General features: G+C 71.3%; 17 protein-coding genes. 14 read left to right on the forward strand and 3 right to left on the reverse strand.

Going from position 1 to position 19676, the window contains the following annotated elements; all coding sequences use genetic code 11:
- Positions 1-98: 98 nt before the first annotated feature.
- From QN245_RS18905 to QN245_RS18960, 12 genes are all read left to right on the forward strand, one after another.
- On the forward strand, positions 99-1166 hold the full coding sequence (locus QN245_RS18905) for an aldo/keto reductase (protein WP_317843894.1): 1068 nt from the start codon (positions 99-101) through the stop codon (positions 1164-1166).
- A 32-nt stretch (positions 1167-1198) separates the two neighbouring features.
- On the forward strand, positions 1199-1618 hold the full coding sequence (locus QN245_RS18910) for a carboxymuconolactone decarboxylase family protein (RefSeq protein WP_237475368.1): 420 nt from the start codon (positions 1199-1201) through the stop codon (positions 1616-1618).
- 53 nt (positions 1619-1671) lie between these two features.
- On the forward strand, positions 1672-2667 hold the full coding sequence (locus tag QN245_RS18915; RefSeq protein ID WP_160968166.1) for an aldo/keto reductase: 996 nt from the start codon (positions 1672-1674) through the stop codon (positions 2665-2667).
- A 64-nt stretch (positions 2668-2731) separates the two neighbouring features.
- Complete coding sequence (locus QN245_RS18920; RefSeq protein WP_317843895.1) at positions 2732-3433, forward strand: glycosyltransferase; 702 nt, start codon at positions 2732-2734, stop codon at positions 3431-3433.
- A gap of 50 nt (positions 3434-3483) precedes the next feature.
- Positions 3484-3930, forward strand: coding sequence for a GNAT family N-acetyltransferase (locus tag QN245_RS18925; protein ID WP_221236098.1), 447 nt, complete (start codon positions 3484-3486; stop codon positions 3928-3930).
- Positions 3931-4039: 109 nt separating this feature from the next.
- Positions 4040-5056: a 3-oxoacyl-[acyl-carrier-protein] synthase III C-terminal domain-containing protein gene (locus QN245_RS18930; RefSeq protein ID WP_317843896.1), complete on the forward strand. Its 1017-nt coding sequence runs from the start codon at positions 4040-4042 to the stop codon at positions 5054-5056.
- 1 nt (position 5057) lies between these two features.
- Positions 5058-6035, forward strand: a complete 978-nt coding sequence (locus QN245_RS18935) for an NAD-dependent epimerase/dehydratase family protein (protein ID WP_317843897.1) — start codon at positions 5058-5060, stop codon at positions 6033-6035.
- Entirely contained in the window at positions 6032-6880 is an 849-nt protein-coding gene (locus QN245_RS18940) for an MBL fold metallo-hydrolase (RefSeq protein ID WP_317843898.1), read from the forward strand. Before QN245_RS18935 ends, QN245_RS18940 begins: the two co-directional genes overlap by 4 nt.
- Positions 6873-8054 (forward strand): ATP-grasp domain-containing protein, encoded by a 1182-nt coding sequence (locus QN245_RS18945; RefSeq protein WP_317843899.1) that lies wholly within the window; start codon positions 6873-6875, stop codon positions 8052-8054. The genes QN245_RS18940 and QN245_RS18945 overlap by 8 nt, the downstream gene beginning before the upstream one ends.
- Positions 8051-9166, forward strand: coding sequence for a hypothetical protein (locus tag QN245_RS18950; RefSeq protein ID WP_317843900.1), 1116 nt, complete (start codon positions 8051-8053; stop codon positions 9164-9166). Before QN245_RS18945 ends, QN245_RS18950 begins: the two co-directional genes overlap by 4 nt.
- Positions 9167-9307: 141 nt before the next feature.
- Positions 9308-10495, forward strand: a complete 1188-nt coding sequence (locus QN245_RS18955; RefSeq protein ID WP_317843901.1) for a GGDEF domain-containing protein — start codon at positions 9308-9310, stop codon at positions 10493-10495.
- Positions 10496-10538: 43 nt separating this feature from the next.
- Positions 10539-11552, forward strand: coding sequence for a Rieske 2Fe-2S domain-containing protein (locus QN245_RS18960; protein WP_317843902.1), 1014 nt, complete (start codon positions 10539-10541; stop codon positions 11550-11552).
- Here the strand turns inward: QN245_RS18960 and QN245_RS18965 are convergent.
- Both QN245_RS18965 and QN245_RS18970 read right to left on the reverse strand, forming a co-directional pair.
- Entirely contained in the window at positions 11542-14517 is a 2976-nt protein-coding gene (locus tag QN245_RS18965; RefSeq protein ID WP_317843903.1) for a bifunctional diguanylate cyclase/phosphodiesterase, read from the reverse strand. The genes QN245_RS18960 and QN245_RS18965 overlap by 11 nt on opposite strands.
- A 102-nt stretch (positions 14518-14619) precedes the next feature.
- Complete coding sequence (locus QN245_RS18970; protein ID WP_184644773.1) at positions 14620-15546, reverse strand: oxygenase MpaB family protein; 927 nt, start codon at positions 15544-15546, stop codon at positions 14620-14622.
- 174 nt (positions 15547-15720) lie between these two features.
- Here QN245_RS18970 and QN245_RS18975 point away from each other — a divergent pair, with 174 nt between their 5' ends.
- Both QN245_RS18975 and QN245_RS18980 read left to right on the forward strand, forming a co-directional pair.
- The gene (locus tag QN245_RS18975) at positions 15721-16338 is read left to right on the forward strand and encodes a hypothetical protein (RefSeq protein ID WP_184449412.1); all 618 of its coding nucleotides are present in this window, start codon (positions 15721-15723) and stop codon (positions 16336-16338) included.
- Between the two features lie 347 nt (positions 16339-16685).
- Positions 16686-18803 (forward strand): TonB-dependent receptor, encoded by a 2118-nt coding sequence (locus QN245_RS18980; protein WP_317843904.1) that lies wholly within the window; start codon positions 16686-16688, stop codon positions 18801-18803.
- Between the two features lie 439 nt (positions 18804-19242).
- Here QN245_RS18980 and QN245_RS18985 read toward each other — a convergent pair whose 3' ends face one another.
- Positions 19243-19638 (reverse strand): hypothetical protein, encoded by a 396-nt coding sequence (locus tag QN245_RS18985; protein ID WP_317843905.1) that lies wholly within the window; start codon positions 19636-19638, stop codon positions 19243-19245.
- Between the last annotated feature and the right edge of the window lie 38 nt (positions 19639-19676).

Below are 19676 nucleotides of genomic sequence, written 5' to 3' on the forward strand. Positions count from 1 at the left end.
TTGTTTAGCACACCTTCAAAGCACATGCGGATTACCCGGATTTATCCATGGCGACGCGGCGCCTACAGTGCCCGCACCCTCACCTGGAGACCTCCGCGATGGCCCTCGATCACTACCGCCTGCTCGGCCGTTCCGGCCTGCGCGTCAGCCCGCTGTGCCTGGGCACCATGACCTTCGGCGCCGACTGGGGCTGGGGCGCAGACGCCGACGAGGCGCGCCGGCTGTTCGACCTGTACGTGGAGGCCGGCGGCAACTTCCTCGACACCGCCAACATCTACACCAACGGCAGCGCCGAGACCCTGCTCGGCCGCTTCGTCGCCGGCCGCCGCGACCGCCTGGTGATCGCCAGCAAGTTCGCGCTCAATCCCTTCCCCGGCGATCCCAACGGCGGCGGCAATCACCGCAAGGCGCTGCTGCGCTCGGTCGACGCCAGCCTGGCGCGGTTGGGCACCGACTATCTGGACCTGCTGTACCTGCACGCCTGGGACGGCACCACCGGCATCGACGAAGTCATGCGCGGTTTCGACGACCTAGTCCGCGCCGGCAAGATCCTCTATGCCGGCATCTCCGACACCCCCGCCTGGCAGGTGGCGCGCATGCAGACCCTGGCCGACCTGCGCGGCTGGACGCCGTTCGTCGCCCTGCAGATCGAGTACTCGCTGGCACAGCGCACCGTCGAGCGCGAACTGGTGCCGATGGCCGAGGCGCTGGGCATGTCGGTGCTGGCCTGGTCGCCGCTGGCGATGGGCGTGCTCACCGGCAAGTACAGCGCCGCCGACCTGGCGCGGGTGCGCGCGGCCGCCTCCGGCGGCGCCCAGGTCGATGGCGTGGGCCGCGCCGAGGTCGCGCATTCGCAACGCACCTTCAACGAGCACGCCCTGGCGGTGGCCGAGGTGGTGGTGGCGCTGGCCGCCGAGTTGCAGCGCTCGCCGGCGCAGGTGGCGCTGGCCTGGCTGCTCGCGCGCGGGGCGATGCCGATCGTCGGCGCGCGCAGTGTGACGCAACTGCAGGACAACCTGGGCGCACTCACCCTGCACCTGGACGCCGAGGCACTGCAGCGGCTGGACGCGGCCAGCGCGATCGAACTGGGCTTCCCGCACGACTTCCTGGCCTCGCCGAATCCGCAGGCCTTGCTGAGCGGCGGCACCCGCATCCAGCCGCGCTGAGCGCGGCGACCTTCGCACACGAGGACCGTCCCATGACATCCACCACCAACACACTGCCGAGCAGCATGACCCTGGCCGACGCCGAAGCGGCCGGCATCGCCCAGATCGCCGCCTTGATGGGTGCGCAGCAGGGCGCGGCGATCCGCGCCCTCGCCGACGATGCGGACACTGCGCTCACCGGCCGCGGCGCGGCCATCGCGTTCGGCGAGATCTATCGCCCGGGCACCGCGCTGGAGCTGAAGACCCGCGAGCTGGTCACGGTGGCGGTGCTGGCCAGCCTCGGCCACGCCGAACCGCAACTGCGCGTGCACCTGCGTGCGGCGCTGGCCGCCGGCGCCAGCCGCGCGGAGATCTTCGCGGTACTCGACCAGTTGTACGCCTACGTCGGCTTCCCCACCGCGCTCAATGCCCTGGCCGTCGCACGCGAGGTCCTCGGCGAATCCTCACCCTGAGCGAACCGCCCTGCGGCCACGCTCTCCCTCCCCTCCCCCTCAGGAGCATCTCCATGCAAACCCGCACCCTCGGCCGCAACGGCCCCCGCGTCTCCGCTCTCGGCCTCGGCTGCATGGGCATGAGCGCGTTCTACGGCGGCCGCAGCGACGACGCGGCTTCGATCGCGGTCATCCATGCCGCGATCGAGCACGGCGTCAGCCTCATCGACACCGCCGACATGTACGGCCCGCACACCAACGAAGTGCTGGTCGGCAAGGCGCTGGCCGGGCGCCGCGACCAGGTCGTGCTAGCGACCAAGTTCGGCATCAAGCTCGACCCCAACGACCCGACCGCGCGCGGCATCGACGGCCGCCCGGAGTACGTGCAGTCCGCCTGCGAGGCCAGCCTGCGCCGGCTCGGCGTGGACCATATCGACCTGTACTACCAGCACCGGGTGGACCCGAACGTGCCGATCGAGGACACGGTCGGGGCAATGGCACGGCTGGTGGAACAGGGCAAGGTGCGTTTCCTCGGCCTGTCCGAAGCCGCCGCAGGCACCATCCGCCGCGCGCATGCGGTGCATCCGATCACCGCGCTGCAGAGCGAGTATTCGCTGTGGTCGCGCGACCCGGAACACGACGGCGTGCTGGAGACGGTGCGCGAACTGGGCATCGGCTTCGTGCCTTACTCGCCGCTGGGCCGCGGCTTCCTGACCGGCGCGATCCGCTCGCCGGAGGATTTCGAGGCCGACGACTACCGGCGCCATTCGCCGCGCTTCCAGGGCGAGAACTTCGACCGCAACCTGCAGCTGGTGGAGCGGGTGCGCGAGCTGGCCCAGGCCAAGGGCGTGACCCCGGGCCAACTGGCGCTGGCCTGGGTGCTGGCGCAGGGCGAGGACCTGGTGCCGATCCCCGGCACCAAGCGCCTGGCCTACCTGGAAGAGAACCTGGGCGCGCTGCAGGTGAAGCTGAGCGCCGAGGAGCTGGCGCAGATCGAGGCGATCTTCCCCGCCGATGCCGCCGCCGGCCATCGCTACCCGGCCGCGTCGCGCGGCGCCCTGCAGGGCTGAACCGCGCCCCCGGCCGCGGCGCGGGTCGATTGCCCGCGCCGCGCCGGCCCCGCATCATGCGGGGGTGATCTCCTTCATCGTCCCCGCGCACGACGAAGCTGCCCTGATCGGCGACACGCTGGCCTCGCTGCACGTCGCCGCCCAGGCGCTGCGGCTGGACTGCGAGACGCTGGTGGTGGCCGATGCCTGCAGCGACGCCACCGCCGAGATCGCGCGCCGGCACGGCGCGCAGGTGCTGGAGGTGGAACTGCGGCACATCGCTGCCGTGCGCAATGCCGGCGCCGCCGCCAGCCACGGTCGCCATCTGCTGTTCGTCGATGCCGACACCCGCGTCAATACGCCCTTGCTGGCCGCGGCACTGCGCGCGCTCGGCACCGGCGCGGTCGGCGGCGGCGCGCAGGTGCGCCTGCTCGGCGACGTCGCCTGGTACGAACGCCTGGCCCAGGCGCTGTTCGGCTGGCTGTTCCGTTGCACCGGCATCGCCCCCGGCTGCTTCCTGTTCTGCACGCGCAGCGCCTTCGTCGCCGCCGGCGGCTTCGACGAGCGCTACTACGCCGGCGAGGACGTGGCGCTGAGCCGCGCGCTGGCGCGGCAAGGACGCTTCGTGATCCTGCGCGAGCCGGTGCACACTTCCGACCGCAAACTGCGCAGCTTCAGCAAGCGCGAGCACCTGGGACTGCTATTGCAACTGCTGCGCCGCGGCCGCGGCATGCTGCGCTCGCGCGACGCGCTCGGCTTCTGGTACGGGCAGCGCCGCGGGCGTTAGGGCGTGTCATCCCCTTCCCTACAGGCTCGGGCGCTTTCGGCTATCTGCACATGGACGAGAACGGTACGCTGGAGATCAGGAACGCGGTGATGGCGGACCGGCACGCCATCGCGGCGTTGATGGCGGCGCTGGACTATCCGGGCACCGAGGCCTTCATCGAGACGCGCCTGGCGCAACTGCTGGCGCATCCGGACGCCGCCTTGCTGGTGGCCGCCGCAGGAGACGACGTCGTGGGCGTGTTGTCGCTGCATTTTCTGCCGCAGTTGGCGTTGGCCGGCGACATCGGCCGCATCAGCTACTTCTGCGTGGACGATCGCGCGCGCGGCGCCGGCGTGGGGCAGCGCCTGCTGGCGCAGGGCGAGGCCTTGGCGCGGCAGCGCGGCTGCGACCGCCTGGAGGTGCACTGCCATCGCCGCCGCGAACGGGCGCACGCCTTCTATCGGCGGGAAGGCTTCGTCGAAGTGCCCAAATATTTCGCCAAGTCGTTGCGCGACTGAGGACTGCTTGCGATCGCCAGCGCCAGGCAACGGCGCGACCGTCCCGCGCGCAGTTGCCGGCGCCGATCCGCTGGCAGTACGCTGCGCGCCCCTTGTGCGAGCTTTACGGATGAGCGTCCACACCAGCAGGCCCATCGCGCTGCGTCTTCTCGGCACGGGCACGTATCTGCCCGCGCAGCAAGTGCCGGCAGAGACCTTCGACCGGCGCTGGGGCAAGCCCGCCGGCTGGACCCTGCGGCATACCGGCGTGGCCACGCGGCACTATGCGGGCGCCGACGAGCCGGCCACGGCGATGGGCGAACGCGCCGCGCACGCGGCGTTGGAGGCCGCGCAGCTGCAGGCGCACGAGGTCGATTGCGTGATCAGCGCCTGCAGCCTGATGGAACAGGCGATCCCGTGCAGCGCCGCGCTGCTGCACGCGCGGCTGGGCCTGCAGGGCAGCGGCATCCCGGCCTTCGACATCAACGCTACCTGCCTGAGCTTCATCGCTGCGCTCGACCTGGCCGCCTGCGCGATCGCCGCCGGCCGCTATCGCCGCGTGCTGATCGTCTCCAGCGAGATCGCCAGCGTCGGCCTCAACCCGGACGATGCCGACACCGCGCCGCTGTTCGGCGACGGCGCCGCGGCGGTGGTGGTCGGCGCCGACACCGGCGACAGCGGCTCGCAATTGCTGGCGGCGCGGCTGGAAACCTACTCCGAAGGCATCGACCACTGCCGCGTGCGCGCCGGCGGCACCCGCCTGCGTCTGGATCACGGTGTCGAGGCGCTTCGCGCCGGCTCGCAGTTCGAAATGCACGGCCGCGCCACCTATCGCCTCGCCGCGGCGAAGCTGCCCGGCTTCCTGCAGCGCCTGCTGGCACAGGCCGGAGTCGAGCTGGCGCAGTTGCAGCGGATCGTGCCGCACCAGGCCAGCGCCAAGGCGCTGCGCCACCTGCGCGTCGCGCTGGGGCTGGCGCCGGATGCGCTGATCGAGATCATCGGCGACCACGGCAACCAGATGGCCGCGTCCATTCCCAGCGCGCTGCACCAGGCGATCCACAGCGGCCGCATCGTTCGTGGCGACCTGATCGGCCTGGTCGGCTCCGGCGCCGGGCTGGCGTTCGGCGGTGCGGTGTTGCGCTACTGACATGGCACGCGTCCTGGTCACCGGCGCCTCCGGCTTCATCGGCGCCTACATCGTGCGCGCATTGGCCGACGCCGGCATGCCGGTGCGCGCCAGCGGCCGCGACGCCGCCAAGCTGTCGGCTTTCGTCGACGATCCGCGCATCGAGGTGGTGCGCGCCGAGCTTTGCCGCGACGACCTAGCGCCGCTGCTGCACGGCTGCGATGCAGTGATCCACTGCGCGGCGTTGTCGGCGCCGTGGGCCAGTGCCGAGACCTTCCGCCTGGCCAACGTGGTCGCCACCGAACGCCTGCTCGCCGCCGCGCTGACCGCACGCGTGCGCCGCTTCGTGCACTTCAGTTCGCCGAGCATCTACTTTCGCTTCGCCGATCAATACCAGATCACCGAAGAGTTCACCCCGCCGGCGCGCTGGATCGGCGGCTACCCGCAGACCAAGTGGGAGGCCGAGGAAAAGGTGCGCGCCGCCGCGACGTCCGGGCTGCCGGCGGTGGTGCTGCGCCCGCGCGCGGTGTTCGGCCATGGCGACAACGCGATCGTGCCGCGGCTGCTGGCGGTGGCGCAGCGCGGCTGGTTCCCACTGATCGACGGCGGCCGCGCGATGATCGACGTGTGCTGTGTGGAGAACGCGGTGGCCGCTGCGCTGGCCGCGCTGCGTGCCGAGCACATCGGCGACGGCCGCGCCTACAACATCAGCAACGGCACACCGATCGCGGTCCGCGACCTGGTGACCGAGCTGTTCGCGGTGCTGCGCCTGCGCGTGCGGCTGCTGCCGGTGCCGCGTGGGCCGGCGCTGGCCCTGGCCACGCTCGGCGAACAGATCGCGCTGCGCCGGCGCGGCCAACCGGAACCGCGGCTCAGCCGCTACGGCATCGGCGTGCTCGGCTATTCGCAGACGCTGGACATCGGCCGTGCGCGCCGCGAGCTCGACTATGCGCCGGTGCTGTCGACCGAGGCCGGGCTGGCCGCGCTGGGGCAACGATGAGCGCGCCACGGCTGCGCTGGCGACTGTACGAGGCCGGCCATTGCATGCATCCGGAACGCGCCACCCGCCGCGGCGCGCCGCTGGCACCATGCCCGTTCCCGGCACTGGCGGCGCTGCTGCAGCATCCGCAGCACGGCGACCTGTTGTTCGACACCGGCTATTCGCCGCACTTCTTCGACGCCACCGCGCGCTTTCCCGAGCGCCTGTACCGCTGGCTGACCCCCGTACAGTTGGCACCCGGGCAATCGCTGCGGGAACAGCTCGCACGCGACGGCGTGGATGCGGACCGCATCGGCTGGATCGTGCTGTCGCATTTCCACGGCGACCATGTCGGCGGCGTCGCCGATTTCCCGCAGGCGCGTCTGGCCTGCGCACAACAGGCCTGGGACGACCTGCAGCGCCGCGGCCGGCTTGCCGCGCTGCGCGAAGGTTTCCTGCCGGCGCTGCTGCACGGCGCGCGCCCACGCATGCACTGGATCGAGGCGCTGCCCGCAGCCGCGACACCTGCCGCACTGCGCGACTTCGGCACGCCGCGCGATCTGTTCGGCGACGGCAGCGTGCTGTTGGTGCCGCTGCCCGGGCATGCGCCCGGCCACTACGGCCTGTGGTTCGAGGACGCGCATGGCCCGGTGTTCCTGATCGCCGACGCGGCCTGGTCCAGTGCCGCGCTCGCCGACGGCACGCCGCCGCCGGCGCTGGTCACCCACCTGCTCGGCGAGCACCGCGTCTATCGCGACACGCTGGCGCGGCTGCATGCGTTGCGCCAGGCCGAGCCGGAGTTGCGGCTGGTGCCCTCGCATTGCCGGCAATGGCGGCCGACGCCGGCAGGGCACACGCATGGCTGATGCACCCGGCGTGCTGATCACGGGCGCGCGTGCGCCGGTCGCCCTGGACCTGGCGCGCCGTTTCGCCGCGCAGGGCTGGCGGGTGCACCTGGCCGACAGCGTCGCCAGCCGCATCTCCGGTTGGTCGCGTGCGGTCGCCGCGCATCACCGCGTCGCGCCCGCGCGCGACGCACCGCGCGCCTGGCTGGCCGATCTCAATGGCGTGCTCGCACGCCAGCGCATCGACGTGCTGATGCCGACCTGCGAGGAAGTGTTCTACCTGGCCCGCTACCGCAGCGCGCTGCCGGCGCAGCTGCACCTGCCGCTGCACGACTTCGACACGCTGCGCACGCTGCACAGCAAGTACGCCTTCATGGAACTGGCGCGCAGCCTGGACAGCGACGTCGAGGTGCCGGACAGCGTGCGCGTGCGCAGCCTGGCGCAGGCACGCGAGTGGGCCGGTACCGCGCCGCTGGTGTTGAAGCCGGAGTTCTCGCGCTTCGGCGTGCATGTGCGCTTGTATCCGCACGGCGTGCCCGCCAACGCCACGCCGCTGCCCGACCAGGGCGACTGGGTCGCGCAGCGCTACTGTGAGGGCGAAGAGCGCTGCTCGTATGCACTGGCGCGCGACGGCGTGTTGCTGGCGCATGCGGTGTACCGCCCGCGCTATCGGCTGCGGCGCAGTTCCAGCTACTACTTCGACGCCGCGCCGGATCCGCAGATCGAGCGCTTCACCGCGCAGTTGGTAAAGGCGCTGCGCTTCAGCGGGCAGATCTCCTTCGACTGGATGGTCTCCGCGCAAGGGCGCTGCAGCGTGATCGAATGCAATCCGCGTGCGACCAGCGGCCTGCACCTGTTCGCCGCGACCGATCCGCTGGTGGCGTTGCTGAGCGGCGACGCGGGCACGGCGCAGGCGCCGCTGCGCCCGGCCGAGGACCGCGCAGCGATGCTGGGCATGCTGATGCTGGGCGTGGCCTTGCCCGCGGCGCTGGGCCACGGCCGGCTGCGGCAGTGGCGCCACGACTACGCGCGCGCCGAGGACGTGCTGGCGCCGCGCGGCGACCGCTGGCCGCTGGCCGGCACGCTGTGCGACCTGGGCAGCCATGCACGGCTGGCGCTGGCGCAACGCTGCAGCGTGCGCGAGGCCGCCACCCGCGATACCGAATGGGACGGCGAGGCGTTGCCGCCGCCATGAACGCCGGCAGCGCCGACGACGCGGCCGCCGATTACGCCGCGCAGCTGCAGCGCTTCGCCGCGCTGCATGCCGGTGGCGACGCGCAGCAGTTGGCCGACAACGCGCATGCGCGCATCGAGGTACTGCAGGCCGGCGCACTGGCAATGCCGGTGACGGTCGGCGAGCGTCACCCGGGCAACGCCTGGGTATGTTCGCCGCGCACCACGTATGCCGACTACGCAGCCGAGGAAGCCGCGCGGCTGTTGCCGGGTGCGCTGGCCGCACCGGTACGCGGCCTGTGCGGCGGCATCGGCGCGTGGCTGGACTGGGCACGGATCGACCGCGCGGTCACCCTCAACAACTGGCTGCTGTCCACCAACCTGTATCCGCCGCTGCCGCCGGGCGGCCTGCGTACGCTGCTGGACGCCGCACGCGCGCGCTGGCCCGACCACGCGCTGTGGTTCCGCTCGCTCAATGCGGTGGACACACCGCAGTGGCTGCACGCGCTGCAGGCCGAGGGCTTCACCCTGATCGCCAGCCGCCAGGTGTACCTGTACGAGGACTGGCCGCAGCTGCTGCGCCATCGCGACCTGGCCCGCGACCTCAAGCTGGTCGAGCGCCGCGATCTGCAGCGCTGCGGCAACGATGCCATCGGCGAGGCCGATTACCCGCGTATCGCCGCGCTGTATGCGCAGCTGTATCTGGAAAAATATTCGCACTGCAACCCGGCCTACCATGCCGGTTTCCTGCGCGCCTGGCACCGCGCCGGGCTGCTGCGCTTCGACGGCTTCCGCGACGATACCGGGCAGTTGGTCTGCATCACCGGCCTGTTCGGCATCGGCGGCACCGTCACCGCGCCCATCGTCGGCTACGACCTGCGCCTGCCGCAGCGGCTGGCGCTGTACCGCACCCTCACCGCCTGCGGCATCGACCATGCGCGTCGGTACGGCCAGCGCCTGAACCAGAGTGCCGGCGCAGCCAGCTTCAAACGCCAGCGCGGCGGCCTGCCGGTCATCGAATACAGCGCGGTCGATGCGCGCCACCTGCCGTTGCGACGGCGCCAGCCGATCGCCGCGCTTGGCACGCTGACCCGGCGCATCGGCGTCCCGCTGATGCGCCGCTACCGGCTATGAGCGACGCCGCGCCGCGCGTTTTGCATTCCGTAACCGTTTTCAGCGCAAAACGCGCGTGTTCTGCCGAATGCCGGGCACACCCGCTGCCTTATACTTTGCTGCACCTGCAACACCCCATCGCCGCTGCGGCCCGGGACATCTGTGGAATGGATTGCGCACCTGGCCCATGCCGGCACCTTGCTGATCGTCAACGCGTTGCTCGCGGCGGTGTCCTCGGCGATGTTCCTGGCGCTGTACGTCACCGGCCGCAAGGAACGGCATGCGCGCAGCCTGTTGCTGCTGGCGCTGAGCTACGCCGTCTTCGCCCTGGGCTTCGGCATCCTGCTGGCGCCGGCCTGGCATTTCACGGCCGTCTGGATCGCGCCGGCCGGCAACGTCACCCTGGACGTGGCGACCGTATTGACGCTGGTGGCGGTGAACGCCTACCTGCAACGCCCGCTGCTGCAGTGGACGCTGCTGCTGCCGGTCGCGATGCTTTGCGCGCTGGAACTCTACAGCCTGCATTACGCCGGCTACGATCACCGGATCATGGTGATCTTCGGCGGCCTGTTGCGCGGCATCTTGACCGTGGCCACGGCGGTGGCGTTGTGGCGCCATGCCCACAGCATGGTGCGCACCGCGGCGCGCTTCACCGCCGTCTTCCACTTCCTGTGGGCCGGGATGATCGGGCTGCGGATCGCATGGTGGGCCGTCCATCCCGACGTCGGTCTCGGCCAAGACCCGACCACGAATTTCGGCTTGCTGGCGCGCATCGTGCTGACGGCCAGCATCACCCCCGGGTTCCTGTGGATGCTGACCCGCGAAATGAACGCGGAACTGGTCCGGCATGCCTCGCAGGATCCGCTCACCGGGGTGACCAACCGCCGGGTGATGTGGGAGCGCGGCGAAGCGGCGACCTGCGATGCGGCGCGCAAGCAGGGCGCGATCGCCGTGCTGATGATCGACGTGGACCACTTCAAGGCGATCAACGACCGCTTCGGCCATGCCGTCGGCGACCAGGTCCTGATCGCCATCGCGCAGACCCTGTCGCAGCACATCCGCGCGCCCGATCTGCTGGCGCGCATCGGCGGCGAAGAATTCATGGTGCTGGTCCCGCATGGCGACGAAGCCGCGGTACGCGATCTCGCCGAGCGCCTGCGTCGCCGGGTGGAACAGCAGCAGATCGGTCCGGCGCCCGATGCGCCACTGGCATGCACGGTGAGCATCGGCTATTGCCGGTCGGCAGGCGCGCAGGCGCCCTGGCAGACCCTGGTGCTGGCGGCCGACCAGGCGCTGTACGCCGCCAAGCGTGCCGGCCGCAACCGGATCGCCGGCACCACCGTCGCATGATCGCCAGCGGCGAACCACACACACTGCGGGCGCTGCGCGCGGCATGAGCGGCTGGCATCCGTCCCTGTACCGGCAATGGTTCGCCGTCGCGCCCGCCGCGGCGTTGCGACGGCGGCCGCTGGCCGTGTCGGTGATGGACCGGCACGCGGCGATCGCGCGCTGCGCCGATGGCAGCCTGCTGGCGCTGGAAGACCGTTGTCCGCACCGGCACGCGCCGCTGTCGGCCGGCTGCGCCACCGGCGATGGCCTGTCCTGCCCGTATCACGGCTGGCGCTTCGACCGCGCCGGCGCCCTGCGCGAGATCCCTGGGTTGCCGCCCGGGCAGACGCCGCCGGCGGTGCGGGTACGCGCCTTCGCCGCGCGCGAGCACGACGGGCTGATCTGGCTGCGTCCCGATCCCGAGGGCGCGGACGCGCCGTCGCAACTGGTGCAGGCGCTGCAGCCGTCGGCGCGGCGCTTCCTGTGGCGCACGCGCTGGGACGCGCACGTGGTCGATGCGCTGGAGAACTTCCTGGACCCGCTGCACACCCACCTGCTGCATCCGGGACTGGTGCGGCGTGGCGGCGCGCGTACCGCGATGCGCGCGGAACTGCGCCATACCGACGAAGGCTTCCACGTGGACTACCGCGGCGCCGCGGCGCAGAGCGGCTGGCTGTACCGGCTGTTCGAATCGCCGCGGATCCTGGAACGCGCGCATTTCGCCGCCCCCGGCAGCGCGCAGATCGAGTATCGCTACGCGCGCGGCGGCCGCGTGCGGATCAGCCTGCACTTCACCCCGCTCGGCGAACGCAGCACCGACGTCTTCGCCAGCCTGCACGTGGAAGGCCGCTGGGCGCCGGCGTGGGCGGTGCGCCTGCTGGTGTGGCCGCTGCTGCGCCGGGTCGGCGAACAGGACCGGCGCATGCTCGCGCTGCAGTCGCGCAACCTGCAGCGCTACCCGGGCGCGCGCGGCGCCTCCACCGCGCTGGACCTGGTGCGCGAACCGCTACGCCGTTACTGGCAAGGCGACGCTCTACCGACGCCGGGCAGCGGTCACGACGTGGAGATCATGCTGTGACCGCGCCGAGCCGCTGCAGCACGTCCGCCAGCGGGGCCGGACGCCCGAGCAGATAGCCCTGCACGCCGCCGCAGCCGTGCGCGCGCAGCCAGCGCAACTGCGCATCGGTTTCCACGCCCTCGGCGACCACGTCCAGCCCCAGGCAATGGCCCAGGGTCAGCAGCGCCTGGCAGATCGAGGCGTTGCGCGGGTCGCGGTCCACCTCGGCGACGAAGCTGCGGTCGATCTTCAGCGTGTCCAGCGGCAGGTCGCGCAGATGCGCCATGCTGGAGAAACCGGTGCCGACGTCGTCGAGCGCCACGCGCACGCCCAGCGCGCGCAGCTGCCGCAGCACGTCGCCGGCCTGCTGCGGCTGCCGCATCAGGCTGCTCTCGGTCAGCTCCAACTGCAGGCCGTTGGCGGCCAGCCCGGCCTCGGCACAGGCCTGCACCAGGTCGGCGACCAAATCGCCATCGAAGAACTGCAGCGCCGACACGTTCACCGCCACCGGCAGGTCCGGCCATCCGTGGTCGACCAGGTCGCGACGCGCGCGCGCCGCCGCGCGCATCACCCAGCGCCCCAGCGGCAGGATCAACCCGGTGTCCTCGCACAACTGGATGAACGCATCCGGGGCGATGAAGCTGCCGTCGGCCTGCGGCCAGCGGACCAGGGCCTCGAGTTCGCGCGGGGCGCTGCTGCCGGCGTGCATGATCGGCTGGAAATACAGCTCGAATTCCTGGCGCTCGATCGCCTGCTGGAGACGTCCGGCCAGGCGCAGGCGTTCGGCGGTCCGCGCCGCGATGGCCGGGTCGAAGCGCACCAGGCTGCGGCCCTCGGCCTGTGCCGCGTGCGCGGCCTGCGCGGCGCTGCCGATCGCCTCGTGAGCGTCGGCGGCATCGTCCGGACACAGCGCCACGCCGATGTGCGCCTGCAACTGCTGGGCGAACTCACCGCCCTGCACCGGCGCGTACAGCGCCTCCTGCAGCGCCTGCAAGGCCTGTGGCAGCGCAGACGGGTCCAGGATCGCCAGTACGAAGTCCTGCGCCGGCTGATGCGCGCTCAGGCCGAAGCGCTCGCCGAGCGCGTGGATGCGCCCGGCCACCGTGCTGCGCACGGCATCGCCGGCGGCGCGGCCCAGGGTATCGCCGATCAGGGCCAGGCCGCGCACCTGCACGTAGGCGATGGCATAGCCGCCGCGTTGCGCACGCAGGGCATCGGCCAGGGCGTGCGGCTTGAGCAGGCCGGTGCTGAAGTCGTGGCGCGCCAGGTAGGCCAGCTCGCGTTCGTGGGCCACGCGCTCGGTGACGTCCTCGGCCAGGATCAAGCGCGCCGGCACGCCACCGAACTCCAGGTCGGCACTGTGGACGCACACCGACAGCAGGCTGCCGTCCTTGCGCCGGTGGGTCCACACGCTCGGCGCGGCGAAGCCTTCGCGCGGTTTGCGCACGTCCTGCAGCAAGCGTTCGACGTCCTCGGCCGGACGCAGATCGCGCAGATCCATCGCCAGGAATTCGGCGCGGCTGTAGCCGTACTGGCGCACCGCGGCCTGGTTCACTTCCAGGAAGCGCAGGCTGTCCACGGCGAACACCCAGTACGGCAGCGGATTGCGGTCGAACACCAGCCGGAACTGGCGCTCGGCGTCGAGCAGGCGCGCCTGCGCCGCCACCCGGTCGCTGACGTCCTGTACCGCACCGGTCATGCACAGGCCCTTGCGGGTGCGCACCAGCGCGCCGCGCGCGGCCAGCCAGCGCAGGCGCCCATCGGGCAGATGCATGCGGTAGACGGTGTTGTAGTCCGCCCGTCCCTGCGCGGCGTCCTCGTAGAGCTGCGTCACTCGCGCGCGATCCTCGTCGTGGATCCGCTCCAAAAACGCCTCGATCGGCAACTGCATGCGCTGCAGGCCGAACATCGCGCCGGTCGGCTCGGACAGGCGCAGCACGCGCTCGGCGATGTCGATGCGCCAGGTGCCGATGCCGCCCATGCCGTGGGCCAGGCGCAGGTCCTCGTCGCCGCGGCGCAGGCGCTGCAGCAGATGGCGCTGGCGACGCTCGGCGCGGCGCAGGCTGCCGAGCAGATAGGCCAGACCAAGCAGGTACAGCACATACACCAGCGCCGCCACCGCGGCGAACCCCCACCAGCCGGACAGCGTCTCGCGCAGCCCCACGCCGGCCACCGCCAGCAACGGATACGCGCCGCCGCCGCTCAGCGCCAGCACCCGTGGCGTGCCGTCGAAGACATCGCGGCGCACGCCCAGCGCGCCGCCGTGCGGCATCGGCTGCGCCAGCGCGATCGGCAGGCGGGACTGGCCGGCCGCGAGCGGGCGGCTGGCGCCCAGCAGCGCACCCTGCGCGTCGGTCAGGGCGACGATGCCGTCGCGCCCGCTGTCGGTGCCCTGCACGATGCGCTGCAGCGCGGCCACCCGCCATTGCGCCTCGACCCAGCCGTCCGTGCCCCAGGGCACGGCCACCCGCACCACCGCCTCGCCGTCGGCCAGGCGCAGCGGCGGACTCACGCAGACCCGGCCGCCACAGCGCGCACGCTGCATCCACGCGAGCAGGTGCGCATCGCCGGCACCGCCGAAGCGGCGTCGCCCCTGCGCATCCAGCAAGGACACGTCGTGCAGTTCCGGGTGCCGCGTCAGCAGGCCCTGCAGCGAGGCGGCGATCAGTTCTGGCGCGCGTCGCGGCGTCTCCGCCAGCAGCGCCTGCGCACTCAGGCCTTCGCCGTGCAGGGCCTGGCCGAGATTGTCCAGTTGCAACTGCAGCAAGCGGTCGGCGCCGGTGGCCAGCGCCAGGCTCTGCCGCTGCGCCGCGGCCAGGCGATTGTGGCGGTCCTGCGCCAGGACCAGCACCAGGCCGGCCGCCAGCACCACCGCCAGCACCAGGCCCCAGGTCGCGATCGCCCGCGACGGCGCGCGCGTGACGCGCCGCAGGCGGTGCCGGAAGCGACGGTCGCGCTTCCTGTCGGCGAGCGGGTGCTGCGGCATCGAGAATTGCAACGGTGCGTAGGTGCTGGTTACAGCGGCCTGGCACCGGCGATCTTGACCGTACGTGATGCGATGCTGCGTTCAGCGACGCAGATAAACGGTTCAGTCCATCACAGGCCACTGCGCCAGTTGCTGCGTGGTCAAACCGACGCGCCGGCAGGCACGCGCGGCAATGCCGTCGTGCAGCGCGACCCGGAACAGCGGCGCCACCTGCTGCAGCAGCCAGGCCGGTACCGCAGGGCCGGTACGCTGCAGCCGCGCCTGCCGCAGCATGGCGCTGGCCCACGGCGGCAGCAGCGCCGCGCCGGCGCCCAGGAACAATTCGCGCGACAACCCCGGCGCCGGCACCGGCAGGCGCAGGCCGGCCAGCACCGCCAGCACCTCGCGCGAGCGCGCGTCCACCCGCAACTGCGGCCGCTGCCGTTCGAAATAGTCCAACACCGCGGCCTCGCTGGCCGGCACGGCGCGCGCGCCCAGCGCCTCGGCGACGCGCCGTCCCTCGTCGTAGTAGCGGTCGGCGATCGCCGCCGGTACCGCACGGCAGTAGCGGCGGTAGCCCTGCAGAAAGCCGTAGGCTTCGGTCACGTGCACCCAGGTCAGCAACGCCGGATCGTCGGCGGCATAGGCGCGCCCGTCGGGCGTGTGGCCGCGCACCCGCGTGTGGATCGCGCGAACCCGGGCGATCTGGCGCTGCGCCGCGTCGGTGGGCGCATAACTGGTGGCGGCGACGAATTGCGTGGTGCGACGCAGGCGCCCGACCAGGTCCTCGCGAAAGTTGGAATGGTCGTAGACCCCGGCCAACGCCAGCGGATGCAGGGTCTGCAGCAACAGCGCACACAGCCCGCCGGCCAGCATGCCGGGAAATTCGGCATGGATGCGCCAGGTGACGCTGTCCGGACCGAACAGGCCGATGTCGCCGAGCGGCTGGTCGTAATCGATGGCATCGCGCTCGCGCGGGAACGCGCCCAACACCCAGCGGCGGATCTGGGTGGTGGCCGGGGCGGAGAGGGTGCGTAACAACGAAGGCATACGCCGATGCTAGCGGAGATGGCGCGAGCGCCGTGCGATGGCGTATGGCGCGCACCGCCCGCGCCGCATGTGCGACCGCAGCATGCACTTTGCGGCCGCTGTGCTAGAAAGAAGCTGCCTCAAGATCGCCCGTCGACGTTCCGCATCCGTCACCGCATCTGCAAGGAGCCCGTCATGCTCGCTTTGTTCAAAGGCTTGGGATTGCTGCTCGAGGACAACGCGCTGCACCAGCGCTCGTTTCCCGAACAGGTCGCGCACTGGCAGCACAAGAGCGAATCGCAGATCCGCGAAGAGGTGGCCTTGCTGGCCAAGGCCAAGCAGCAATGGCTGGTGGCCTCGATCATCGGCTGGCAGGCGATCTCGCTGATCCTGCTCGGGGTGATCACCGCGCAGTTGTGGCAGCACGACTACCACCTGACCTTCTCGCGCATCGTCATCGTGGTCACCTCCTGGGTGGCGATCCTGTTCGTGATCTGGTTCATCGCCAACATGTTCGACCGCACCGCCGGCTTCGAGCGCTGGCTCACCGCGTTCAACAGCCGCGAGCCGCTCTCCGCCGATGCCGACACCGTGGAATGCGTGGCCGACGCGCTGAACATGGCGCGCAAGTATCCGGAGATCCTCGCCTACAAGCGCGAGGTGGTGGCCAACCGCGAACTGCGCCACGAGGACATCCGGATCATGCGCGAGATGGGCCGCATCCGCCTGCATGCCGAACTGGTCGCCTCGCTGATCCAGTTCGAAGGCACGCCGCCCGGCGGCCAGCCCGGCGTGTTCCGCGTCGCCGGCTGAGGCTGCCGCACACGCACAAGGCGCGCCGTCTGCACGACGGCGCGTCGTCGGCCTGGCGCCACACGCGACCGCAGCGCGGCCGCCATGCACGCATGATCGGTCGGCATCCACGCACGCGCCTGCAGGGTGCTCGTCGAGTTCGGCGCTGCAGCTTGGACACGCTGGCAGCGCAACCACGATGCCTGGCCATTTGGCCGGATCCTGCCAGTCCAGCCGACCTCCCACCCGACTCCCCGCCGTGCACCCGTCACGGCCGCTGCAACGCACGCGCCGGCCATGGGCATTCCCAACGCCCATTTCGCGAAATATAATCATTCTCGATTAGAACTTTCGCCCCCACGGTCTCGATGCCACTGCACCCCCTCTCCTGCGCCTGCCTGCTGGGCATGGCGCTGTCCCTGCCTGCGCACGCCGCCACTGCCGATACCGCCACGGCCGCCGACAGCAGCGCCGATGCCGCACAGGCGACCGCCCTGCCCACGGTGCAGGTGCGCGCCGACGCCCAGAGCGGCTTCCACGCCACCGGACCGGTGCAGGCCGACAAGTCCGACGCGCCGCTGGCGCAGACGCCGTTCTCGATCACCGTGGTGCCGCGTGCGCTGCTGGACAGCCAGCAGGCGCTGAGCCTGTCCGACGCGCTGCACAACGTCTCCGGCGTGGTCGCCAACACCTATGGCCGGCGCGGCTGGGACGACCTGATCATCCGCGGCCAGACCGCCTCCGACGCGTTGTTCGTCGACGGCCTGCGCACCGCCGCCAACAACCGCGTGGCCGAGCAACTGTTCGGCGTGCAGCAGGTGGAGGTACTGAAGGGCCCGGCCTCGCTGCTGTACGGGCAGGTGCTGCCGGGCGGCCTGGTCAACCTGATCAGCAAGCGTCCCGGCGCCGAGCCGATGCGGCGGGTCGACCTGAGCGTGGGCAGCGATGGCCTGCGCCAGGGCAGCGTCGATTTCAACCAGCCACTGTCGGCCGACGGCAAGGCGGCCTTGCGCCTCAATGCGCTGGCGATGAACAGCGACGACCCGACCGACCACGTGTACTTTCGCAGCCGCTGGATAGCGCCGTCGTTGTCGCTGGACCTGGGCCCGCGCACCGACTTCGTGCTGCTGACCAGCTACCAGGAACGCGACTACATCCGCCAGCAGGGCCTGCCCTGGGAAGGCAGCGCCGAACCCAACCGCAATGGCAGGATCGACCGCGCGCTGTTCACCGGCGAACCCGGGCAGCGGCCGTACCACAGCCACCAGAGCCGGATCGGCTACGTGCTCGATCACCGCTTCGACAACGGCTGGACCCTGCACCACGCCGCACGTTGGCAGAGTTTCGGCCTGGACGGCTTCCTGATCGCCAACAACGGCCTGGCCGCCGACCTGCGTACCCTGCGTCGCACCGCCACCCAGCAACAGTTCGACGGGCGCACCTGGGTGCAGGACACCTACCTGCAGGGCGGCTTCGCCACCGGCACCTGGCAGCACACCGTCACCGCCGGCCTGGACGCGTTCAAGACCTGGGAGTGGAACGTGCAGTCGACCTGCCGCGTCGGCACTCTCGACGTGTACGCGCCGGTCTACGGCAGCGCCGTGGTCTGCCCGGCCCGGCCCAATCGCGACAATCTCAGCGTGGTCGCCTCCGGCGGCCTGTACCTGCGCGACCGCATCCAGTTCGCGCCCGACTGGCAGTTGCTGCTGGGCCTGCGCCACGACCGCAGCCGCAACCGCAGCGAGGACCACCTGGCCGGCAGCGACGTGCGCAACGACGCCAGCGCGACCACCGGCTCGGCAGCACTGATGTTCGACGCCGGCGGCGGCCTGCGCCCGTATGCCAGCGTCGCCACCTCGTTCTATCCAAACGTCGGCACCGACGCGCAGGGCGCGCAGTTCGACCCCGAGCGCGGGCGCCAGGTGGAACTGGGCGTCAAGATGGAGGTGGGCAGCGGCACCAGCCTGAGCATGGCGCTGTACGACCTGCGCCGGCGCAACGTGCTGCAGGCCGATCCGTTCAACGACGGCTACAGCATCGCCGTGGGCGAACAGCGCAGCCGCGGCCTGGAACTCAACGCCACCGCCGACCTGGGCAACGGGCTGAGCCTGTTCGGCGGTTACGCCTACACCGATGCGGTGGTCACCGACGATGGCGGCCAACGCGTCAGCAGCATCGGCGACCGCCTGAACAACGTGCCGCGGCACAGCGGTTCGCTCTGGCTGCAGTACAGCGCCCACGGCGCGGCCGACGGCTGGAGCGTCAGCGGCGGCGCGCGTGCCGAAGGCGAGAAGACCGCCTACGGCCACCGCATCCCCGGCTACCTGGTGTTCGACGCCGGCCTGGGCTACCGCCAGGGCCATTGGCGCTACGCATTGAACCTGAAGAACGCCTTCGACCGCGACTACTACACCGGCGGCCTGCAGCGCGCCGTGGCCCTGGGCGACCCGCGCACGCTGCTGTTCTCGGTGGGCGTGGATTACTGAGCAGACGGCGTCGCTTCCCCGCCGCGCATGCGTGGTCGCAAGCGCGACCTGCGGCGCATGACCGCGCGGTCGACGCATCATCCCCGCGCCGCCATGCCGTCCTGCCGAAAGGGACGGAGCAGCCTCCTGTGGGAGCGACTGCAGGGCACCTCCAATAACGCACTTTGTCGCGACTCAAGCGAACATGTCGTGTCACCTTCGTAGGAGCGGCTTTAGCCGCGACGGGCTTTCCCGGGAAAGCCCGTCGCGGCTAAAGCCGCTCCTACAGGAGGGCTCGCGTCGTTGTCAGAGGCGCCCTTCAGGCGCGACACATGACGTCATCCGGCAGCCGCTTTGCACCCGCTGTCGGGACTGAAGCCCCTCCCACAACAGCCGCGATCATCCGGACATCGCCAGATGCCGCGGCAGATCATGTCGGCCAGCCACACGCCATCGCCCCTCAATCGCGCCCGCACGCAGATGCGGAGGCATCCGACACCACGCACTGCCGGAAATCGCGCGGCAGCCCGGCGATCTCGCGGCGCTGGCCGACCGTCAGATCGAAGGCCTGCAGCACGCGCGGACTGCAGGCAGCGCCGTCGCTACCATGCGCCGCCTGCGATGCCGTGCAGGCGGCGTAGACCTGGTAGTGGCAGCGTCCGCTGTGGCTGTCGATGCAGCGGAACGTGGCCAGGCCGCCGCGGTAGGTGGTCCGACTGAACAGCAGCGGCACGCCGCGTTCGCTGGCCTGCACCACCGTCTCGCGGCTGGCGCCGACGGACAGGTCGAGATCGGCCTGTCCGTGGCAGCCGAACAGGCCGAGCAGGCACGACCACAGCAAGGAGAGCAGGCGCATGCGGAGATTCCTTGTTCCAGTGCGAAGCGGAAGGTGAT

The organism is Xanthomonas rydalmerensis (assembly GCF_033170385.1).
Classification (GTDB): domain Bacteria; phylum Pseudomonadota; class Gammaproteobacteria; order Xanthomonadales; family Xanthomonadaceae; genus Xanthomonas_A; species Xanthomonas_A rydalmerensis.